A 19,778-nucleotide genomic window follows, 5' to 3' on the forward strand; every position below is an offset into this window, starting at 1 on the left:
TTAGTTGTGACCGTCGAGGGCAAAGGCCTTGAAGCCAGCGTGCTGACTGAGGCGTTGATAGTACGCCGCGATGGCGGGGTAGGGTGGGCGCTCCATGGGCGTCATTTGCCAGCGGTGCACCGAGAGGCCGATCAGGATATCGGCGAGGGTGAATTCGTCGCCGGCCACGTAGGCACCGGTCTTGGTCAGCTGGCGTTCCAGAATGCCCATCTTGTCGTTCCACCGCTGCACGGCGGCGGCAATCTGCGTCGCGTCCAGACCCTCCGGGTTGCCGCGCACCAGGGCTGTGAAGGCATCGCCCCAGGCGCGGTTGAGTTCGACGGCTTGCCAGTCTATCCACTGCTCGACCCGCGCGCGCGGTGCGGGTTCGGCGGGCAGCAGATCATGCCGTTGGTAAAGGTTCACGAGGTAGCGGCAGATGGTGTTGGACTCCCACAGCACGCCGTGGTCGTCGATCAATACGGGGATCTGGGCGTTGGGGTTCAGGGCGAGGAATTCGTCGGACTGGGTGGGCTTGAAGCCAATGCCCCAGTCTTCGCGCTGGTAGTCGATGCCCAGTTCCTGGCAGGTCCAGAGTACTTTGCGCACGTTGATGGAGGACGTGCGACCCAAGATTTTCAGTGAGTGGCCCATGGTGCTTCCCTGGCGGTGGAAATGTGCAGTGGCCAATGTAGCAGGGAGCACGTATAAGAGCGAGTTGCGCGGAAACTGTGCCGATGAAAGAAACCGGCTCAGAGTGTTATAGAGAGCCGGTTGGCTGAGAAGTCTCAATGTATGAGAGGTTGTTATAGTTCATCAAAGTATTGAATGTTGGCCTCACCTTTAATTTCGTGCTCCTGTCCTTTTATGTTTATAAAGAAACTGAATTCCAGCGTTACATGCAGTTGGTTAGGAATATAGGTTGATTTAACCTTCCCACGTAAAGCCTGGTAGCTTGTAGTGTCGATATCGTAAAAACCCCAAGGAGGTACGTCATCACTTACGATCTCACCCTCGACAGAGCCGGGCTCATTGCCGATATACACAGTGACTCGAGTGTTTTCGTTTGAGTGAATATGAGTGCCGGTTAAGCGAAATATGCCCTGTCGATCGGTCATAATTACATCGCTAGTAAAAAAAGCTCCGATCGGAGACGCTTCAATATCAAAGTGCCCTTTAGCCTTTTTAGTTTTGATGTTGATGTCGGGTGTGTGTGGGATGCCAGCGGTCATGATTGCTTTCCTCCGGTTTAAATAAACGTTTGGTCCTGAGCATATTGGGAGTCAGGAAGCTTATTAGTCCGTATTATCGGAACCACGTCTACTGTCAGAAATCACAGTGTCTTATTGTATTTGACTGGGCTAACGTACTGAGATTTTATAGTGGGCTTTCTGACGCAATAACTTGGACTTTGTTCTGCAGGGGCAATCAATTGTTAAACTCACGCAGCCTTCTTTCAGCAGCTTGGTGTGTGCTGGTCCACGGCTTTTCCTAGCAGCAAGATGCTCAGTTCACTCAGTTGGTAAATCGCCAGGGCCACATCGCGGTGCTTGCCGCTGAGGTCATCGGACAGGTCGAGCAGCAAGGTGCTGACGGAACATACGGCTTCGTAGCTGTTGATCAGCAGGGTTTCTGTGGAGGTGTCAGGGATGACAGTGAAGAGCGTGTGCGTGGGGATGCTGTGCATGAGTGAAGTACCTGATATGGGCTGATACCTCATCGCTACTAAACGAGGGTGGCAGCTGTACGCAGGTTAGTAGACCGGTATCCCACACAAACCCGGCGCACCCGAAGGCGCCCTGCGCACAGCCACCATCAAGCATCGATAGGCTCATTTATCTTGTGTGAGGAAGCGGGCTACATAAACCCGATCACCGAGAAATTCAGCGACCAGACAACCTTAGAGACCCCCACCCAGGCGCACAAGCCGGCGGATTCTGACGTAAGCGTAGGCAACCGGGCAAGGCGCTTACCGCAATGTCAGCCGCGTCCTACAGGCGTCCTACGTACTCTCCCGCACCTGCAACTCAAACCCCATGTCCACCACCGGTTTGGCGATCTTGTTGCCCGCCATGATCGTCAATAAATGCTCCGCCGCCCGCCGGCCAATCGCTTCACGCGGGGTGCTGATGCTGCTCAGGCGCGGCACCATGAACGAAGACGCCGGCAAGTCGTTGAAGCCCAGCACCGCCACACGCTCCGGCACCTTGATGCCATGGCGCAGGGCTTCCAGCAGCGCGCCCTGGGCCAGGTCGTCGTTGCCGAAGAAGATCGCGTCCACGTCCGGATGCGCCGCCAGTAACTGTAAAAACAACTCGCCGCCCAGGCCCACGGAGGAGGGGCGCGGCGTCAGCAACTCCAGCGCCGGGTCGTACAGGCCGGCTTGTTGCAGCGCTCGGCGAAAACCTTCGCCACGCAGCAAGGTGCGTTGGTCCAACTGCGCACCGATGTACGCCAGGCGCTTGCGCCCACGGGAGATCAAATGCGCTGCCGCCGTCTCGCCCGCCGCCAGCTGCGAGAACCCCACGCAGTTCACGCCGGCGTTCGGGTCCAGGTCCATCATGTACACGCACGGCACATTGCTGGCCTCGACCATCCGTCGGGCGCTTTCGGTGCGATCAAACCCGGTCAGCAACAAACCGCGTGGCTGGTAGGCCATGTAGTTGCGCAGCAGGTTTTCTTCTTCATCGCGCGAATAGTGGGAGTTGCCGATCAGCACTTCAAAGCCCTTGGGCCGCAGTACCTGGTGGATGGCTTCGAGGGTTTCGATAAACAGCAGGTTGGACAACGACGGCACCAGCACCACCACCGAATGGCTCTGGGCCGAGGCCAGGGCGCGGGCGGCGGGGTTGACCACGTAGTTCAGTTCGGCTGCGGCGTGTTGCACTTTTTCCACCAGTTCGGTGGCGACGGTGCTGATGCCGCGTAGGGCACGGGAGGCGGTAATCGGGCTGACGCCGGCCAGGCGGGCGACTTCGTTAAGGGTCGGGCGACCGGTAGTGCGCATTTTTTTATCGTTCTTAGAGGTCATCAGGCGGCTTGCCAAACAAAAATCGAGGCACTAAGGTAGCGCTGTCTCCAAAGGGCTGCAAATTCTTGAACAAAGGGTTGCCTGATCCTGTTCAACGCGTTGGAGCGGATGCACGCGTCACTCCATAAAAAAAGACAAGACGGCGCGGGAAAAGCCTGTTTTTGCACTAGCCTTACAGCGTGCAAAGGTAGCGCTATCTGCGTCCTGAGGTGTTCCATGAGTCAACCTGTTACCGCCCTGGTCATCATGGGTGTTTCCGGCTGTGGCAAGTCCAGCGTCAGCGAGGCCCTGTGCCGCCTGAACGGTGCGACCGCCATTGAAGGCGACAGCTTTCACCCCGCCGCCAACATCGAAAAGATGAGCGCCGGCCACCCCCTCAACGACGACGACCGCGCCGGCTGGCTCGACATCCTGTGCGATGAACTGCGCCGTTCGCTGAAAGCGGGCGAGCATCCCGTACTCACCTGTTCAGCGCTTAAAAAGAAATACCGCGACCACCTGCGCGAAGCCGCGCCGGGCCTGGGTTTCGTCTTCCTGGAACTGACCCGCGCCGTGGCCGCTGACCGCGTGTCCCATCGCCCCGGCCATTTCATGCCGGCAAGCCTGATCGACAGCCAGTTCGCCACCCTTGAGTCGCCCAAAGGCGAGCCGCTGACCTTGGCCCTCAACGCCAGCGAAGACAGCGTCGAGGAATTGGCCGAGCAGACCAATGCCTGGTGGCTGAAACACGGTTTTGAACCATCCAAATAATTTTTTGCCGGAAAAGATAGCGCTATCCCCGGCAGGAAATTCAACACCCGCTTTAATAACAACAACAAACAGGAGAGACCCCCCATGTTTGGCATGTCCCACGAGTCGTACCTGCTGTTAGATGCAGTCGTCACCATCATCGGGCTGATCGTGTTGATCACCCGGTTCAAGGTTCACCCCTTTATTGCGTTGATCATCGCCGCAGGTTTCCTCGGCCTGACCTCGGGCATGCCCGTGGACAAGATCATCAAGGCCTTCCAGGACGGCTTCGGCGGGGTGCTTGGCTTTGTCGGCATCATCCTCGCGCTGGGCACGATGCTTGGCAAGATGATGGCTGAGTCCGGCGGCGCCGATCAGATCGCCCAGACCCTGATCCGCGCCTTTGGCAAAGAAAAGGTCCAGTGGGCCATGATGTTCGCCGCGTTCCTGGTGGGCATCCCGCTGTTCTTCGAGATCGGCTTTGTGCTGCTGATCCCGCTGGTGTTCATCGTCGCGCGCCGTACCGGTGTGTCGCTGATCAAGATCGGTATCCCGCTGCTGGCCGGCCTGTCGGCGGTACACGGCCTGGTGCCACCGCACCCCGGCCCGCTGCTGGCCATCGGCGTGTTTGGCGCGGACATCGGCAAGACCATCCTGTACGGCCTGATCGTCGCCTTGCCGACCGCCATCATTGCCGGTCCGATCTTCGGTACGTTCATCGCCAAGTACATCCCGGGCAACCCGTCCCAGGAACTGGTCGACCAACTGGCCCGCGAGACCGATAACAAGTCGTTGCCGAGCTTCGGCATCACCCTGGTCACCGTGCTGCTGCCGGTGTTCCTGATGCTGCTGAAAACCTTCGCCGACATCGCGTTTGCCGAAGGCAACGTGGTGCGCAACTGGATGGACATGATCGGTCACCCGATCACCGCGTTGCTGCTGGCGTTGCTGCTGTCGCTGTACACCTTTGGCCATCGCCAGGGCATCCATTCCAAGCAGATCCTCAAGCTGCTCGACGCCAGCCTGGCGCCGACCGCCGCGATCATCCTGATCATCGGTGCCGGTGGTGGCTTCAAGCAGATGCTGGTGACCAGCGGCGTGGGTGACGTGATCGGCCACATGGCGGTGAACGCACAGATCAACCCGATCCTGCTGGCGTGGCTGGTGGCGGCAGTGATTCGTGTGGCAACCGGTTCGGCCACCGTGGCAACCATTACCGGCGCGGGCATCGTGGTGCCGGTGGTGGGGATGATTCCAGGCGTTAACCGTGAACTGCTGGTGTTGGCAACGGGGGCGGGGTCGTTGATTCTGTCTCACGTCAACGATGCGGGGTTCTGGCTGGTGAAGCAGTATTTCAATATGACCGTGGCTGAGACGTTCAAGACGTGGACGGCGATGGAGACCATTCTGTCGGTCGTGGCGTTGATCTTCATCATGTTGCTGTCGCTGGTGGTGTAAGCCACACCGCAGCATCCCATGGGGTCACCCAATCAAATGTGGGAGGGGGCTTGCCCCCGATGGCAGTGGTTCAGTCACCGGATGCAGTGACTGACACTCTGCTATCGGGGGCAAGCCCCCTCCCACAGTTTGAGCATATTTCTTCAGGTGGATCGGGTCAGGCTTTCTGGGCCAACCCATCCGCCCTGAACATCCCCCGGATCCCCCGCACCGCCTGGCGAATGCGGTCCTGGTTCTCGATCAGCGCAAAGCGCACATGGTCATCGCCATACTCGCCAAAGCCAATCCCCGGCGACACACACACCTTCGCGTCCAGCAGCAATTTCTTGGCAAACTCCAGCGACCCCATGGCGGCATACTGCTCGGGAATCTTCGCCCAGACGTACATCGACGCCTTCGGATTCTCCACCATCCAGCCCAGCTCATGCAGGCCCTTGACCAGCACATTGCGGCGCTGGCGGTACTGCTCGGCGATGTCTTTCACGCACTGTTGGTCGCCTTCCAGCGCCGCAATCGCCGCCACCTGCAGCGGGGTGAAGGTGCCGTAGTCGTGGTAACTCTTGATCCGCGCCAGGGCGTTGACCAGTTCCGGGTTACCGACCATGAAGCCGATGCGCCAGCCGGCCATGTTGTAGCTCTTGGACAGGGTGAAAAACTCCACCGCAATGTCCTTGGCGCCCGGCACCTGCATGATCGACGGGGCTTTCCAGCCGTCGTAGACGATGTCGGCGTAGGCCAGGTCATGCACCACCAGCACGTCGTACTGCTTGGCCAGCGCAATCACGCGCTCGAAGAAGTCCAGCTCCACGCACTGCGCGGTGGGGTTGGACGGGAAGCCGAGGATCATCATCTTTGGCTTGGGGATCGAGCCGCGAATCGCCCGCTCCAGCTCGTCGAAGAAGTCCACGCCGGGCACCAGCGGCACCGATCGCACCTGGGCGCCGGCAATCACGGCACCGTAGATGTGAATCGGGTAGCTCGGGTTCGGCACCAACACCGTGTCGCCCTGGTCCAGGGTGGCCAGCATCAAGTGCGCCAGGCCTTCCTTGGAACCGATGGTGACGATGGCCTCGGTTTCGGGGTCGATGTCCACTTCATAACGGTCTTTGTACCAGCGCGAAATCGCCCGGCGCAGGCGCGGAATGCCTTTGGACGTGGAGTAGCCGTGGGTGTCTTCACGCTGGGCGACGGTGACCATTTTCTCCACGATATGCGGGGGAGTGGCGCCGTCCGGGTTACCCATGCTTAAGTCGATGATGTCTTCGCCGCGCCGACGCGCAGCCATCTTCAGCTCGGCAGTGATATTAAAAACGTAAGGGGGGAGTCGATCTATGCGCGCAAAGCGGCGCGGCGAACCTTGGTCTGCCATTGTTGCCTCGAGAGTACGTAAGCGCCCGGAACCGTCCGAGCGACGTCGGCCACTGCGGTGGCCTGCGGGGCAGACAATACGGTCGATGATGGCCAGTTGTCCAGATGCGTAGGAAAATTTTCTGCATGGAGTCCAGCGCGGATATGCCCCTATACTCGATACGGGTTTGTACCCTCATAAGAAGGAGACTGTTCGTATGGATCAGCAGACAAAACAACCGTTAGAGCCACGCATGGAAGCCGGTAAAGCCCTGGTGATCGCCGGGGTGCAAGGGCGTTACTCAAAGGCCACCGTGGGGGATATCCCCAAGCTGTGGGAATTGTTCGATACCTGCATCAAGGACATCAAGAAACGGGTTGGCGGTGTGACGTATGGTGTTTGCCACAACCCCAAGCATGGCGAATTCGACTACATGGCCGGTGTCGAGGTCCCGACCAAGGGCGACGTACCGAGCAACTTCGAGTCCATCGAGATTCCGCCGCTCAACTATGCCGTGTTCCCGCATTACGGGCCGGTGCAGGCACTGGAACAAACGTACGAGCGCATCATGTTCGAATGGCTGCCGCATTCGGGCTACAAGGTGATGGGCGCGGATTTCGAGCGCTACAGTGCCGATTTTGACGGGCGCAAGGGCACCGGGACGGTGGAAATCTGGTTGCCGGTAGGCGAAAGAGGCTGACCGCGACCCTTGTGGGAGCCGGCACGCCGGCTCCTACGGGACATCAATACAACGTACTTCTGACCCGCTCCGGCATCTCCCGGTCATACGCCTCGGCATCAAACTGCCCATCATTGAGCCGCTTGTGAAACGCCCCCGCTGACGGCAACGCCGAGCGGTCCAAATGTTTCTCCGGGTTCCAGCAGTCCGAGCGCACAAACGCCTTGGAACAGTGGAAATACGCGGCCTCTACCTGCACCAGAATCACCGACCGCGCCGGCTTGCCATTCACCGCAAAACTCTCCAGCAGTTCAGGCTCGATGGAAATCTGCGCCCGGCCGTTCACGCGCAAGGTTTCGCCAACCCCTGGAATGATGAACAGCAACGCAATCCGCGGGTCCTGCACCAAGTTGCGCAAGGTATCCACGCGATTGTTCCCCGGCCGGTCCGGAATCGCCAAGGTGCGCTCATCCACAATCCGCACAAACCCAGGCACATCGCCGCGTGGCGAACCGTCGATGCCGTCCGGCCCGGACGAACTCACCACCACCAACGGCGAAGCCCGCACCATGGCCTGGTAGTCCTCGTTGAGAAACGGGATTTCCTTGCGCACGGCGCGCTCGTGGGGGAGGCCGTAGAGGGTTTCGAGTTGTTCGAGGGTTGTCAGCATGTGAGTCACCTTGTCCTTGGATGAATACAGGGGCGTTCAGCCGCCAAAGCTGTGTTGGTAGCTCTGTGCGGATTGCCGAATGGCTTTTGCAACGTGAGGTGCCAACCGACAGTAATCGTCTTCCCGCTTGAGTGTTATTTCGAGGGTTTGGAGCAGCGCCTGGATACGCGTTTCGGGATATTCGACTTCGCAGGCTCTCGCAAAATCGAGGATACCCAGGCGTGAGGCGAACAATGATCTATTTCCGCTCAGGTCCAGCGCCAGCGAGTCCTCGGGGATGTAGGCGGTGGTATTCACGATGTCGTAAGCAGGGGCCAACCGCGTATCCGATTTCACCGGGTCACTGTAGAGCACACCGAAGTTTTTCAGATGTGCATCGCCATTCCCCACTATGCAACTCAGTGCCACGCTATCGAACAACTGATCAAGCGAGCTGCGTAGATGTTCCGGCGCGCAGAAGACGCGCACGGCCTTGGCGACCGCAGCGTAACTCTTGGTGTACTTTTGCTCGGCGGACAGGCCCATCAGTGTGGTCATGTCCTCGAACCCCAGGGGGTTGAGGTGATCGTCCCGATCAAAGCGCCGCATGATGAACAGCTTATTATTCTGTGACAGGTAAAACGGCGGTACGGGCAGGCCTGCATCGCGGGCAATGGACATGCACAGGTATTCATTGATGGCCAGCCCCGGAAATTCGTTGCGCCCGCTTTTGATAATCAGGTCGTTGGTTTTCGAGGTGAATTTGTGTTCGGGTGTATGCGGTTTTTCCGGCACCAGCACTTTAGGCTGCACACCCGAAATACCCGCTCGCAGAATGTAGCGATCCACCAGTTGGACGAATAGATCTTCCGCGCCGTCCCAGGCAAGGATTTCGTCGAGACTTTCCCCGGTCGTGGGAGGGCTGTTGCGATGGAGCAGATCGTTTACTTGATCCGAAGACACAAAAATACGGCCGATCGGCGCGCTGCTACCGGAGAGCGCCAGCAGCAACATCGGGTCGACTTTAACCGTCTTGGCGAGTCGATTGCGCAGTTGCTCCAGGACGTAGCCTTCCGGCAAGTTCATTTGGAAGATAGGGTGAAGTTCTCGGCGGCGATATTCTTCTACGCGGACAGGCATCGACAGACTGACTGCGCTATGTGCGAGTGTTCTATCGTCATAGCGAAACAAATAGTCGTCGGCACTCATCAACACACGGCCGCTTTCACCTTGAGGGGTATGAACGCGTAAGTGGGGGCTATTCATTGAACAAGTCCTCCAGTTCCTCCAAGGTCGGCAGGGTCACAGGCACTAATTTGAATTCGCTGCCCAAGGCTGCAGTCACGCGGGCATAGGCATTCATCGAGACCGAGAGGCTGCCTTTCTCGATTTCGATCAGTTTTTGTCGTGTAACCCCGGCCAACTTCGCCAGATCCGCCTGTTTATAGCCACGGTTAAGGCGCATGGTACGGAGTTGGTTGCCGAGTCGCTGAGTGATTACAGAAATATCCATGTCACATATTCATTACTTGGTTATATTTAAGTTATGTATACGTTACATTTTGAAGGTGTCAAGTTTGGCCTGACCAACCACCCACCTCAACCTTCGCTCATACCCAATCCGGCCCTTATACGCCTCCCCGCTATCCACCCATCCAGCCCTCAAGTACAACCCCATCGCCGCCACATTATCCGCGTCCACCGACAACTCCAGGCCCTTGATCTGCGGCCATGCCTGCAATGCCGCCGCCGGCAGCGCCTGCAAGCAGGCCTTGCCGAACCCGCGCCCTTGTTGATGCCGATCCACCTGCAACGCATGCAAGGTCGCGCTGTGCTCATCCGCCCAATGGGGCAGGCACGGTGGGCGTTTGAGCAGCAGAAAGGCCACGGGCAGGTCGTCGGCGAGCAGGGCGAAGCCTTTGATGGCGTTGGGGTTGGGGTTGACCAACAGGCTGTTCAGCGCGCAGTAGATATCGCCGGAGTACGCCAGTTGCTCGGGATGCACTTGCAGGGTGTCGAGGTGCTGTTTCTGCACAAGGCTCAGCGTCTCATAGGGGACGAGGCGGGTTTCCATCAGTGGCGCATCCGAAATCCTACAAAGAGGCGTGGATTCTAGCGGGTTTGCCGGGGGCGAAATTATTTTTCAGTGGGCTGTCGATTTGCCGCTGGCTTGTTCGATTAAGGGTGTATTCCGCGCTTTTCCTCCCGAAGGAGTATCACCATGAGCACCGCCATCAACACCCTGATCGAACAATGGAAACACGCCGTCACCGCCAAGGATGTCGAGAAAATTGTCAGCTTCTACGCCGACGATATCGTCGCGTTCGACGCCGTCAGCGCCCTGCAATTCAAGGGCAAGGCCGCTTACCAGGCGCACTGGCAGGCCTGCATGGAGTTTTGCCCTGGCCCCGGCGTGTTTGACTTTCATGAGCTGCATATCGTCGCCGCCGACGACAGCGCCTTTGCCCACTGGCTCGCCCACTGTGGTGGCACCGGGCCGGATGGCGTGCTTAAAACCTGCTGGATGCGCGTGACCGCGGGTTACCAGCGCATTAATGGCCAATGGAAAGTGGTGCATGAGCACTGGTCTGCGCCTTTCGACATGGAAACCGGCACCGGTCTGTTCGACCTGAAACCTTGACCATCGCGATCTATAGTCAGTAGTCCGAAAACGGAGAACGTCATGAAATACCTGTGCCTGGTCTACAGCGACGAAGCGTTGCTGCACAGTCTGCCCGACAGCCCCAAGGACCCGGAATGCCATGCTTATGCGGCGTCCGTTCACGGCAGTGGCCGCATGCTGGCCGCCGAAGCGCTGGAGTCGGTCACCACCGCCACCACCGTGCGCATGCGCCATGGCAAGGTGTCGATCACCGACGGGCCGTTTGCCGAGACCAAGGAGCAGCTCGCCGGCTTCTACCTGATCGAGGCGCGGGACCTGAACGAAGCGATCCAGGTGGCCGGCGGCATTCCGGCCGCCCGGGTCGGCAGTGTGGAAGTGCGCCCCGTGCGCGAATTGAATCTCTGAACAACAACCATAAGACTCAAGAGGTTTACCCCATGTCTACGCAACCTGCCGAGTTTGAATTGTCCATCAGCCGCGTGATCGATGCACCGCGAAGCCGCGTGTTCCGTGCCTGGACCGAGCCCACGTTGCTCCAGCAATGGTGGGGCCCCCACGGCATGACCACCCCCGAGTGCGAAATGAACCTGTGGGTCGGAGGCCTGTTTCGCACCCTGATGCGTGCGCCCGACGGTGCGGAGTACCCGACCCAGGGCGTGTTCCTGGAGATCGTCGCGCCACGGCGGTTGGTGTTTACCGACGCCTTTACGCCGGGCTGGATTCCGTCGGGCAAGCCGTTCATGACCGCCGAAGTGACCCTGCAGGAGGTCGAGGGCAACAAGACCCTCTACACCGCCCGCGCCATGCATTGGCGTGCCGAAGACAAACAGGCCCACGAAGCCATGGGCTTTCACGATGGCTGGGGTCAGAGTCTCGACCGCCTGGTAACCCTGGTCACCCAAGGCATGCGCGATTGACCCTTTCGGTCGAGGCGATCTACCGCAGCGAATCAAGGCGGGTGCTCGCGACGCTGATTCGCGTGCTCGGCGACTTCGACCTGGCCGAAGAAGCCCTGCACGAAGCGTTTTTCGTCGCGGTGCAACGTTGGCCGCTGGACGGTGTGCCGCACAACCCACGCGCGTGGCTGGTCTCGACCGGGCGCTTCAAGGCCATCGACCGTCTGCGCCGCCAGGCGCGTTTTACCCCGTTGCTGCAGGCGCAGGCCGATGCACTGGAGGCGGCTGACTGGAGTGATGAAGACGTGGAAGACGACCGCCTGCGCCTGATCTTCACCTGCTGCCATCCGGCGCTGGCGGCCGACGCCCAGGCGGCGCTGACCTTGCGCGAGATCTGCGACCTCACCACCGAGGAAATCGCCCGGGCGTTTCTGGCCACGCCGGCCACCATCGCCCAACGTATCGTGCGGGCGAAGGGCAAGATCCGCGAGGCCGCAATTCCGTATCAGGTGCCGTCCCTGGCGGAGCTGCCCGAGCGTCTCGACAGCGTGTTGCGCGTGATTTACCTGGTGTTCAACGAGGGCTATTCGGCCTCCATGGGCGCTGACCTGACCCGTGAAGCGTTGACGCGCGAAGCTATCCGCCTGGGGCGTCTGTTGATGGCGTTGCTGCCCGAGCCGGAAGTCATGGGGCTGCTGGCGCTGATGCTGTTGCACGAGTCCCGACGCTCGGCGCGCACCTCGGCGAGTGGCGAATTGGTGCTGTTGGATGAACAGGACCGCTCGCTGTGGGATGCGTCCCTGATCGCCGAAGGCTGTGCGTTGGCGGAACAGGCGCTGAGCGCCCGGCGCTTTGGCCCGTATGGCCTGCAGGCCGCCATCGCGGCGGTGCATGCCGAAGCCACACGTGCAGACCAGACGGACTGGCGGCAAATCGTCGGGCTCTACGATGTGCTGCTCAGGACAATGCCGTCACCGGTTATCGAACTGAACCGCGCCGTAGCGGTGGCCATGCGCGATGGCCCGCTGGCGGGGTTGCAGCAGGTAGAGGGGATTCTGGCGCGCGGCGAGTTGCAGGATTATCACCTGGCGCATTCGGCGCGGGGCGAGTTCTGTCGGCAACTGGGGCGTGTCGAAGCAGCGCGCACGGCCTACGAAAAAGCCCTGTCACTGACCCAGCAAATCCCGGAAAGACGCTTCCTCGAACAACGCCTGGCCGAACTCCAATCCCCCAGACAATGAAGCCCGCTCCCACACTGCCTTCATTGTCCAGAGGGCTCACTCCAGCATCGTGGCCAACAACCAACTCCCTGCCGGCCCCGGTGCATGCTGGCGCGACCACAACGCATCCACCGTGACCGAGCGTGGCCAGCCCCGCACCTTGAGTTCCTGCAGGCTGGCGTTGCCAAAACGCTCCACCAGCCAGCGGGGCAGGGGCGCCCAGCCGAAACCCAGCTGGGCCATCTCCATCAACATCAGGTAACTGGCGGCGGACCAGACCCGGCCAGCGGCGCGGTTGTCGTAAGGTTTGACGATGCTCGCCAAGCGCAATTCGCGATGGTGTTTCAAGGTCTGGTGGTCGACGCTGTCGAGGCTGGCCAAGGCATGTTGCGGCGACACGAACAACGCGATCTCGGTGCGCTCCTGCACCGGCGAGCGCGTCAGGTCAGGCGGGTAGACGTCCTGCTGTTCGATAAACGCAATCTGCGCCCGGCCGCTTTGCACCAGGTCGATCAGGTCGTCGCATTCGGCGATCAGCCATTCCAGTTCGAGGTCGGGGTAACGCTCGGCGAACGCAATGATCGCGGTTTCAAAACGCTGCGATTGATACGTGTCCGACATCGCAATCGTCAGTCTCGGCTCCAACCCCTGGGCTAACTGACTCGCCGCCAGTTCCAGGCGGCTGCTGGCTTCCAGCACCTGCTCGGCCCGTTCCAGCAGCACATGGCCGGCTGGCGTCAACGTCGGCTTGCGGCTGCTGCGATCGAACAGCACCACATCCAGGTCGATTTCCAAGCTCGCGACTGCCGCGCTGACGGTGGACTGGCTCTTGCCCAGCTTGCGCGCCGCGGCGGAAAACGACCCTTGGGTGGCCGCCTGGACAAACGCTTGCAGCACTTCGTTGGACGCCATGTCTATCGCCTTGGTCGATGGTTATTGGTTATGAAGTATCGAGTCAGGGCGTGATCATGGCAACCCTCGTCATTCATGGAGCGCAGGTTATGAGCCCTACCAAGTCGATTACTGAACGCGTTTGCCAAGCCCTGGGCTTTGAAGGCTTGGCGTTGTTGATTTGTACACCGCTGCTGGTGTGGATCACCGGCAGGCCGGCCCTGGAAATGGGCGCGGTGACCTTGGGGCTGAGCCTGCTGGCACTGACCTGGAACATCGTGTTCAACAGCCTGTTCGACCGCCTCAAGGTGCGCCTGCAACTCCCCGCGGGTGGCTGGACGCGGGTGCTGCATGCGCTGATGTTTGAAGGCGGGCTGATTATCGTGGCCGTGCCGCTGATCGCGGCGTGGCTGAATATCAGCCTGATGCAGGCGTTTATGCTCGACATCGGTGTACTGCTGTTCTTCCTGCCGTACACCTATGTGTATCACTGGGGGTATGACGTGCTGCGCGACAAACTCCTACAGAAACATACCGCCCGAGGCCTCGATCCGCTGGCCGGTGATCCAGTGGCTACCGTCGGCCAGCAGGCTGGCAATCGCTCCGCCGATATCGTCCGGTAAGCCGGCGCGGCCGAGCGCAGTGTTACTGGCGACCATTGCGTTGAGGTTGGCGTTGTCGCGTACCGCGCCGCCGCCGAAGTCGGTTTCAATCGCGCCCGGGGCGAGGATGTTGACGCTGATGCCACGCCCACCCAGTTCCTTGGCCTGGTAGCGGGTGAGCACCTCCATGGCGCCTTTCATGGCGGCGTAAGCGGCGTAGCCGGGCAAGCTGAAACGCGCCAGGCCGCTGGAGATATTAAGGATGCGGCCGCCGTCGCGGATCAGTGGCAACAGCTTCTGGGTGAGGAAAAACGGGCCTTTGAATTGAATCGCTACCAGTTGGTCGAACTGCGCTTCGGTGGTGTCGGCAAAGCTGGCGTGAATGCCGATACCGGCGTTGTTGATCAGAAAATCGAACTGATCCTGTGCGAAAACATCCTTGAGTGCGCTGGCAACCTCGCCGACGAAATCGCCAAAGGTCGCGCTTTGGCTCACGTCGAGTTTCAGCATCACCGCGCGGCCGCCCCGTTGTTCGATCTGGGCGACCAACGCCTGCGCTTCATCGGCCTTGCTGTGGTAAGTGCCGATGATATCGACGCCTTGAGCTGCCAAGTGCAACGCGGTGTTTTTGCCCAGGCCGCGGCTGGCACCGGTGATCAATGCGATTTTGCGGGTCATGGTGATGTCCTCTGTGATTGAGCGTTGGGAGCAGTTTATTTGTCCGGCCATATCGTGATAAACAGCGCTATACCGGAATCACTGGCCGGATAAGGCGAACAATCCCATGAACAAACTTGAGCTGCTGCGCACCTTCGTGCGCGTCACCGAACTGTCGAGTTTTACCCAGGCCGGCGAGAGCCTGGGCTTGCCGCGCTCAACCGTGTCCGAGCACGTGCAGGCGCTGGAGGAACTGCTCGGCGCGCGCCTGTTGCAGCGCACTACGCGCACGGTGCAGGCGACTCAGGACGGACGTGTGCTGTATGAGCGCAGCAAGGATTTGCTGTCGCACATGGAGGAGCTGGAGGGGCTGTTTCGCCAGGATGAAGCGCAACTCAGCGGGCGTATTCGAGTGGACATGCCCAATATGATGGCGCGGGAATTGATCCTGCCGCGCCTGCCGCCATTCATGGATGCGCACCCGTTGATTGAGCTGGAAATCAGCACCACCGACCGCCAGGTCGACCTGCTCGCCGAAGGGTTTGATTGTGTGTTGCGGGTCGGCGCACAGCCGGACCAGACGGTGGTGGCACGGCGGTTGTGCAGCCTGCCGATGATCAACTGCGCGAGCGCGGCCTACCTGCAACGTCATGGCGTGCCCGAGACCCTGGCCGACCTGGCGCAGCATCAGTTGGTGCATTACGTGCGACCACTGGGCGCGCGTTCGGCGGGGTTTGAATACGTGCAGGGCAACAAGGTGCAGCGTATTGCCATGGCCGGGCGCGTGACGGTCAACAGCACCGATGCGTACAAAGCGGCGTGCCTGGGGGGCTTCGGGATTACTCAGGTGCCGGCCTTGGGCATCGGTGATTTATTGGCCAGCGGTGAACTGGTCGCAGTGCTGCCGGATTACCCCGCGCCAGCGCTGGATGTATCACTGCTCTACGCGGGCCAACGGCACCTGCCGCAGCGCGTGCGGGTGTTCATGGATTGGCTGGCGGCAACGTTGCAATCCCAGCTCTAACGCCGCGCCGATAATTGCTGCGGGGCCAGGAACGCATCGTGGAAGTAATCGCGTACCGCCTGCATCGCCGGGGTGAATGTGCGCTCGCGGTGCCAGGCCAGGCCCACGCTCATCGGCGTGACCGGGTCAGTCACCGTCAGGGTTTCGATGCGCTTGCCTTCCAGCGACCAGGGCCGATGCACCAGGTCCGACAGGATCGCCACGCCGCTGCCGTTCGCGACCATGCTGCGCACCGCCTCCACCGAGCTGGTACGCAGCCGCACCTGGGGCGTTTGTCCGGCCTGTTCCCAGTAGCGCATGGCGCTGTGTTCGGCCTCGTCGACGGTGAGCAGGATGTAGGGCTCGCGGGCCACATCGGCCAGGCTCACGGCGCCACGTTCGCACAAGGGATGATGGCTGGGCAGCCACAGGCGGCGTTCCGAATTGAACAGGATTTCCGAGACAATATCCGGGTGAGTGAGGTTGGCGGTGAGCACCACGGCCATGTCGAACTGGCCGTCGAGCAAACCGTGCTCGATGGCCTGGCGCTCCTGCTCGAAGACCTCGATGGTCACGTCCGGGTGCCAGTGTTCCATGCGCTGCAAGTGGTGCGGCAGGAAGTAGCCGAGTACCGTGTAACTGGCGGCCAGGCGCAGCACGCCGCTGGCGCGGTAGTCGGGCAGCGGGCTGTTCAGCGCGTCATCGACGCTGCGCAGAATCACATAGGCGCGGTTGAGAAAGTGCCGCCCGGCGTCGGTCAGGTTCATGCCTTGGGCCGAGCGCACGAACAACTGCACGCCGAGCATGGCTTCCAGTTCCTTGATTGCCGTAGTCACCGCCGACTGGGAGATGTTCAGGTGGATGGCCGCCTGGGAAATCTGGCCGATTTCGGCAGTGGCGACGAAGTAGCGGACTTGGCGCAGGGTCAGGGACATCGGCCTCTCCAAAACGTAGGGCTATCTGATTTTCAGAAGATGGGCCATCTGATAATAGATCTTCCCAAGGGGTCAAGCCGCAGCCTACTTTTCCAGCATCACTTAGGCGGAGCGACCTCGATGCAGGCAGTGGATTTCAATTCGGACATGGGCGAAGGCTTCGGCCCCTGGACCATCGGCGACGGTGTGGATGCGGAGCTGATGGCGTACATCAGCTCGGCCAATATCGCCACCGGCTTTCACGCTGGCGACCCCGGCACCATGCGTCGTACGGTTGAGCGGGCCAAGCAATTGGGCGTGGCCATCGGCGCGCATCCGGGCTTTCGGGACCTGGTCGGCTTTGGCCGTCGCCACATCAACGCGCCGGCCCAGGAATTGGTCGACGACATGCTCTACCAGCTCGGCGCCCTGCGTGAAATCGCACGGGCCCAGGGCATGACCTTGCAACACATCAAACCCCATGGCGCGCTGTATATGCACCTCGCCCGCGATGAAGAAGCGGCGCGGTTGCTGGTGCAGAACCTGCAAATCCTCGAGCCGACGCTGTTGCTCTACTGCATGCCCAATTCGGTGATCTGGCGGGTCGCCACGGAACTGGGGCAACCGGTGGTGCGCGAGTTTTATGCTGACCGTGAGTACGATCTCAGCGGCTCCATCGTGTTTACCCGCCAGGTCCGGGCGCTGGATCCGGCAACGGTCGCGGCGCGAGTCTTGCGTGCGTGCCAGACCGGTCTGGTGCGCACCGTAGAAGGCGAAGACGTGTTTATCGAATTCGATTCCATCTGCCTGCACAGCGACACGCCCGGCGCGCTTGAGTTGGTAGAAGCCACCCGCGAAGCCCTGGATCAAGCAGGAATCACAGTGACAAATACGCTTCTGTAGTGAGCGGGCTTGCCCCGCGCTGGGTGGCGAAGCCGCCCCAGTACGACCACCGCGTAGTGTCAGGCTACACGCGGCGTCGGGTTTAGGGGCCGCTTCGCAGCCCAGCGCGGGGCAAGCCCGCTCACCACAGCAAGCCCGCTCACCACAACAAGCGTGTTCACCACAGCAAGCCCGCTCACCACAACAAGGGTGTTCACCACAGTAAGCCCAGTCACTACAACAAGAAACGCCCTGAACATTTTTTTTCGCCTGCCTTTCTACAATGATTCCAAGAGGAACAGACATGGCTGAAATGTCCCCCATCCGCTACAGCTTCGGCGGTGATGAACACCTGTTTGCCGAGGTCAGTGACAGCATGTCCCTGGAAGCCTTTTTCAAAGGCATGGCGGTGACACGCGCCGTGGAACGCCTGGCGCTCGAAGGCGTGCTGGATGTGTGCCTGGCCAATGCGTCGTTCCAGATTCGCTTCGACCCCGACCGCATCGCCCCCCATGTGTTGCTCGATGCGGTGCAGACTGCCGAAGCCCAGGCTGTGGCCGAGCGCACCTTGCACACGCGCATCATCGAAATCCCGGTGCTCTACAACGACCCCTGGACCCATGAAACGCTCATGCGTTTTCGCGACCGCCATCAAGACCCCAGCGGCACCGACCTGGAGTACGCCGCGCGCATCAATGGCCTGGCCGATGTCGATGCGTTTATCGCCGCCCACAGCGGCGCGCCGTGGTTTGTGTCGATGGTCGGGTTTGTCGCGGGCTTGCCGTTCATGTTCCAGATGGTCGAGCGCGAGCGCCAATTGCAGGTGCCCAAGTACCTGCGGCCGCGCACCGATACACCGAAGCTGACCCTCGGCCATGGCGGCTGTTTTGGTTGCATCTACTCGGTGCGCGGTGCCGGCGGTTACCAGATGTTCGGTGTGACCCCGGCGCCCATCTACGACCCGGCGCAGCAATTGGCGTACCTCAAGGAACACATGGTGTTCTTCCGCCCCGGTGACATCGTGCAGTTCAAACCCATGGACCGCGACGCTTACGATCTTGCCGTCGCCGAGGTGGACGCAGGACGCTTCGACTTGCGCATCCGTCCGGTGGAGTTTTCCCTCGACGCCTTTCTCGCCGACCCCATCGGCTATCCGAAAACCCTGCAGGAGGCGCTGGCATGATCAAGGTCCTCAAACCCGGCCTCGCCACCTCCGTGCAGGACCTTGGCCGCGAAGGTTATTACCATTTGGGCATCCCGCCGTCGGGCGCACTGGACCAGTACGCACTGAGTGCGGCCAACCACCTGGTGGGCAACCCGGTGGGCGCGGCGGGCTTGGAATGCACGCTGATCGGCCCCGAGCTTGAGTTTCAGCAGGACGCGCTGGTGGCACTCAGCGGCGCCTTGATGTCGCCGCGCCTGGACGGTGAAGTCGTGCATCAGGACACTGCATTCCAGGTGCGCGCCGGGCAGGTCTTGCGCTTTGAGTTTCCCAAGGCCGGCGCGCGCACCTACCTCGCGGTGGCGGGTGGCATTGACGTGCCGCTGGTGCTCGGCAGTCGCTCCACCTATACCCTTGGCGCACTCGGCGGGTTTCACGGTCGACGCTTGCAGGCAGGCGATGAATTGCCTATCGGCGAACCCAGCGGCACGGGCCGTGCGGGCAACAGCCTGCCGATGGCGTTGCGCCGGTCGGTGGGTGGCGATGTGACCCTGCGTGTGGTGCCTGGCCTGTATTACGAGCGCCTGACCGCTGCGGCCAAAAGCAGCTTCTTTGCCGAGCCCTGGACCGTGGGTTCCGAAGCCGACCGCATCGGCTATCGCTTCAAAGGCGGCAGTGCGCTGAGCTTCCAGCCACGGGAGCAGCCGTTTGGCGCGGGATCGGATCCGTCGAATATCGTCGACAGTTGCTACCCGATCGGCTCGATCCAGGTACCGGCCGGGCTGGAGCCGATTGTGTTGCACCGGGACGCGGTGTCGGGCGGTGGCTACGCGATGATTGGCACCGTGATCAGCGCCGACCTGGACTTGATTGGGCAGATGCAGCCGAACCAGCGGGCGGGGTTTGTGGCGGTGACACTGGAGGAGGCGTTGGAAGCGCGGCGGATCTACAAAAAGCGCCTGAAGATGATGGCTGGACTGTTCGCTGGATAAAACTGTGGGAGGGGGCTTGCCCCCTCCCACATTTGGTTCTCTGTTCACTTTTGCTTTGGTTTT

General features: G+C 60.7%; 24 protein-coding genes. 12 read left to right on the forward strand and 12 right to left on the reverse strand.

The window, feature by feature from the left end:
* The 4 genes from AC3ZU9_RS21965 to gntR form a co-directional block, all read right to left on the reverse strand.
* Entirely contained in the window at window positions 1-633 is a 633-nt protein-coding gene (locus AC3ZU9_RS21965) for a glutathione S-transferase family protein (RefSeq protein ID WP_015885529.1), read from the reverse strand.
* Window positions 634-785: 152 nt separating this feature from the next.
* The gene (locus AC3ZU9_RS21970; protein WP_490091307.1) at window positions 786-1,211 is read right to left on the reverse strand and encodes a hypothetical protein; all 426 of its coding nucleotides are present in this window, start codon (window positions 1,209-1,211) and stop codon (window positions 786-788) included.
* Window positions 1,212-1,435: 224 nt separating this feature from the next.
* Window positions 1,436-1,666, reverse strand: a complete 231-nt coding sequence (locus AC3ZU9_RS21975) for a DUF6124 family protein (RefSeq protein WP_043205792.1) — start codon at window positions 1,664-1,666, stop codon at window positions 1,436-1,438.
* A gap of 315 nt (window positions 1,667-1,981) precedes the next feature.
* Window positions 1,982-3,013 carry an HTH-type transcriptional regulator GntR gene (gene gntR, locus AC3ZU9_RS21980; RefSeq protein ID WP_162471082.1) on the reverse strand — a complete coding sequence of 344 codons (1,032 nt, stop codon included), beginning with the start codon at window positions 3,011-3,013 and terminating at the stop codon, window positions 1,982-1,984.
* Window positions 3,014-3,226: 213 nt separating this feature from the next.
* On the opposite strand from gntR, the gene AC3ZU9_RS21985 reads away from it, so the two are divergent.
* Together AC3ZU9_RS21985 and AC3ZU9_RS21990 are read left to right on the forward strand one after the other, a co-directional pair.
* Entirely contained in the window at window positions 3,227-3,760 is a 534-nt protein-coding gene (locus AC3ZU9_RS21985; RefSeq protein WP_015885525.1) for a gluconokinase, read from the forward strand.
* A gap of 84 nt (window positions 3,761-3,844) precedes the next feature.
* Window positions 3,845-5,197, forward strand: a complete 1,353-nt coding sequence (locus AC3ZU9_RS21990) for a GntP family permease (RefSeq protein ID WP_122811937.1) — start codon at window positions 3,845-3,847, stop codon at window positions 5,195-5,197.
* Window positions 5,198-5,354: 157 nt separating this feature from the next.
* Here the strand turns inward: AC3ZU9_RS21990 and alaC are convergent, their stop codons facing one another.
* A complete protein-coding gene (alaC, locus tag AC3ZU9_RS21995; RefSeq protein ID WP_015885523.1) occupies window positions 5,355-6,566 on the reverse strand; it encodes an alanine transaminase in 1,212 nt (403 codons plus the stop codon).
* A 196-nt stretch (window positions 6,567-6,762) separates the two neighbouring features.
* On the opposite strand from alaC, the gene AC3ZU9_RS22000 reads away from it, so the two are divergent.
* Window positions 6,763-7,245, forward strand: coding sequence for a GyrI-like domain-containing protein (locus tag AC3ZU9_RS22000; RefSeq protein ID WP_043205791.1), 483 nt, complete (start codon window positions 6,763-6,765; stop codon window positions 7,243-7,245).
* A 43-nt stretch (window positions 7,246-7,288) separates the two neighbouring features.
* Here the strand turns inward: AC3ZU9_RS22000 and AC3ZU9_RS22005 are convergent, their stop codons facing one another.
* The 4 genes from AC3ZU9_RS22005 to AC3ZU9_RS22020 are packed head-to-tail and all read right to left on the reverse strand — an operon-like array spanning window position 7,289 to window position 9,947.
* Entirely contained in the window at window positions 7,289-7,894 is a 606-nt protein-coding gene (locus AC3ZU9_RS22005; protein WP_064053690.1) for a pyridoxamine 5'-phosphate oxidase family protein, read from the reverse strand.
* A gap of 36 nt (window positions 7,895-7,930) precedes the next feature.
* Entirely contained in the window at window positions 7,931-9,139 is a 1,209-nt protein-coding gene (locus AC3ZU9_RS22010) for a type II toxin-antitoxin system HipA family toxin (protein WP_490091308.1), read from the reverse strand.
* Window positions 9,132-9,386, reverse strand: a complete 255-nt coding sequence (locus AC3ZU9_RS22015; protein ID WP_102061301.1) for a helix-turn-helix domain-containing protein — start codon at window positions 9,384-9,386, stop codon at window positions 9,132-9,134. The genes AC3ZU9_RS22010 and AC3ZU9_RS22015 overlap by 8 nt, the downstream gene beginning before the upstream one ends.
* A gap of 42 nt (window positions 9,387-9,428) precedes the next feature.
* Window positions 9,429-9,947, reverse strand: coding sequence for a GNAT family N-acetyltransferase (locus AC3ZU9_RS22020; protein ID WP_102061300.1), 519 nt, complete (start codon window positions 9,945-9,947; stop codon window positions 9,429-9,431).
* 147 nt (window positions 9,948-10,094) lie between these two features.
* Here AC3ZU9_RS22020 and AC3ZU9_RS22025 point away from each other — a divergent pair, with 147 nt between their 5' ends.
* The 4 genes from AC3ZU9_RS22025 to AC3ZU9_RS22040 are packed head-to-tail and all read left to right on the forward strand — an operon-like array spanning window position 10,095 to window position 12,633.
* Complete coding sequence (locus AC3ZU9_RS22025) at window positions 10,095-10,514, forward strand: YybH family protein (protein WP_015885519.1); 420 nt, start codon at window positions 10,095-10,097, stop codon at window positions 10,512-10,514.
* Between the two features lie 42 nt (window positions 10,515-10,556).
* Window positions 10,557-10,901: a YciI family protein gene (locus tag AC3ZU9_RS22030; protein WP_064053688.1), complete on the forward strand. Its 345-nt coding sequence runs from the start codon at window positions 10,557-10,559 to the stop codon at window positions 10,899-10,901.
* A gap of 32 nt (window positions 10,902-10,933) precedes the next feature.
* Entirely contained in the window at window positions 10,934-11,413 is a 480-nt protein-coding gene (locus AC3ZU9_RS22035) for an SRPBCC family protein (RefSeq protein WP_046036465.1), read from the forward strand.
* Window positions 11,410-12,633, forward strand: a complete 1,224-nt coding sequence (locus AC3ZU9_RS22040) for an RNA polymerase sigma factor (RefSeq protein ID WP_250947210.1) — start codon at window positions 11,410-11,412, stop codon at window positions 12,631-12,633. The genes AC3ZU9_RS22035 and AC3ZU9_RS22040 overlap by 4 nt, the downstream gene beginning before the upstream one ends.
* Window positions 12,634-12,669: 36 nt before the next feature.
* Here the strand turns inward: AC3ZU9_RS22040 and AC3ZU9_RS22045 are convergent, their stop codons facing one another.
* Entirely contained in the window at window positions 12,670-13,524 is an 855-nt protein-coding gene (locus AC3ZU9_RS22045) for a LysR family transcriptional regulator (RefSeq protein WP_015885515.1), read from the reverse strand.
* Between the two features lie 89 nt (window positions 13,525-13,613).
* Here AC3ZU9_RS22045 and AC3ZU9_RS22050 point away from each other — a divergent pair, with 89 nt between their 5' ends.
* Entirely contained in the window at window positions 13,614-14,126 is a 513-nt protein-coding gene (locus AC3ZU9_RS22050) for a multidrug/biocide efflux PACE transporter (RefSeq protein ID WP_064053685.1), read from the forward strand.
* Here the strand turns inward: AC3ZU9_RS22050 and AC3ZU9_RS22055 are convergent.
* Entirely contained in the window at window positions 14,025-14,783 is a 759-nt protein-coding gene (locus AC3ZU9_RS22055; protein WP_490091309.1) for an SDR family NAD(P)-dependent oxidoreductase, read from the reverse strand. The two genes, AC3ZU9_RS22050 and AC3ZU9_RS22055, sit on opposite strands and share 102 nt — an antisense overlap.
* Window positions 14,784-14,889: 106 nt before the next feature.
* Here AC3ZU9_RS22055 and AC3ZU9_RS22060 point away from each other — a divergent pair, with 106 nt between their 5' ends.
* A complete protein-coding gene (locus tag AC3ZU9_RS22060; RefSeq protein ID WP_046036461.1) occupies window positions 14,890-15,786 on the forward strand; it encodes a LysR family transcriptional regulator in 897 nt (298 codons plus the stop codon).
* Here the strand turns inward: AC3ZU9_RS22060 and AC3ZU9_RS22065 are convergent.
* The gene (locus tag AC3ZU9_RS22065) at window positions 15,783-16,700 is read right to left on the reverse strand and encodes a LysR family transcriptional regulator (RefSeq protein ID WP_046036460.1); all 918 of its coding nucleotides are present in this window, start codon (window positions 16,698-16,700) and stop codon (window positions 15,783-15,785) included. The two genes, AC3ZU9_RS22060 and AC3ZU9_RS22065, sit on opposite strands and share 4 nt — an antisense overlap.
* A gap of 120 nt (window positions 16,701-16,820) precedes the next feature.
* Here AC3ZU9_RS22065 and AC3ZU9_RS22070 point away from each other — a divergent pair, with 120 nt between their 5' ends.
* The 3 genes from AC3ZU9_RS22070 (at window position 16,821) to AC3ZU9_RS22080 (ending at window position 19,715) form a co-directional block, all read left to right on the forward strand.
* Window positions 16,821-17,582, forward strand: a complete 762-nt coding sequence (locus AC3ZU9_RS22070) for a 5-oxoprolinase subunit PxpA (protein ID WP_490091310.1) — start codon at window positions 16,821-16,823, stop codon at window positions 17,580-17,582.
* Between the two features lie 283 nt (window positions 17,583-17,865).
* Complete coding sequence (locus AC3ZU9_RS22075; protein WP_043205785.1) at window positions 17,866-18,744, forward strand: 5-oxoprolinase subunit B family protein; 879 nt, start codon at window positions 17,866-17,868, stop codon at window positions 18,742-18,744.
* A complete protein-coding gene (locus AC3ZU9_RS22080) occupies window positions 18,741-19,715 on the forward strand; it encodes a 5-oxoprolinase subunit C family protein (protein ID WP_015885509.1) in 975 nt (324 codons plus the stop codon). Before AC3ZU9_RS22075 ends, AC3ZU9_RS22080 begins: the two co-directional genes overlap by 4 nt.
* Window positions 19,716-19,778 lie beyond the last annotated feature (63 nt).

The organism is Pseudomonas sp. A39, assembly GCF_058145955.1.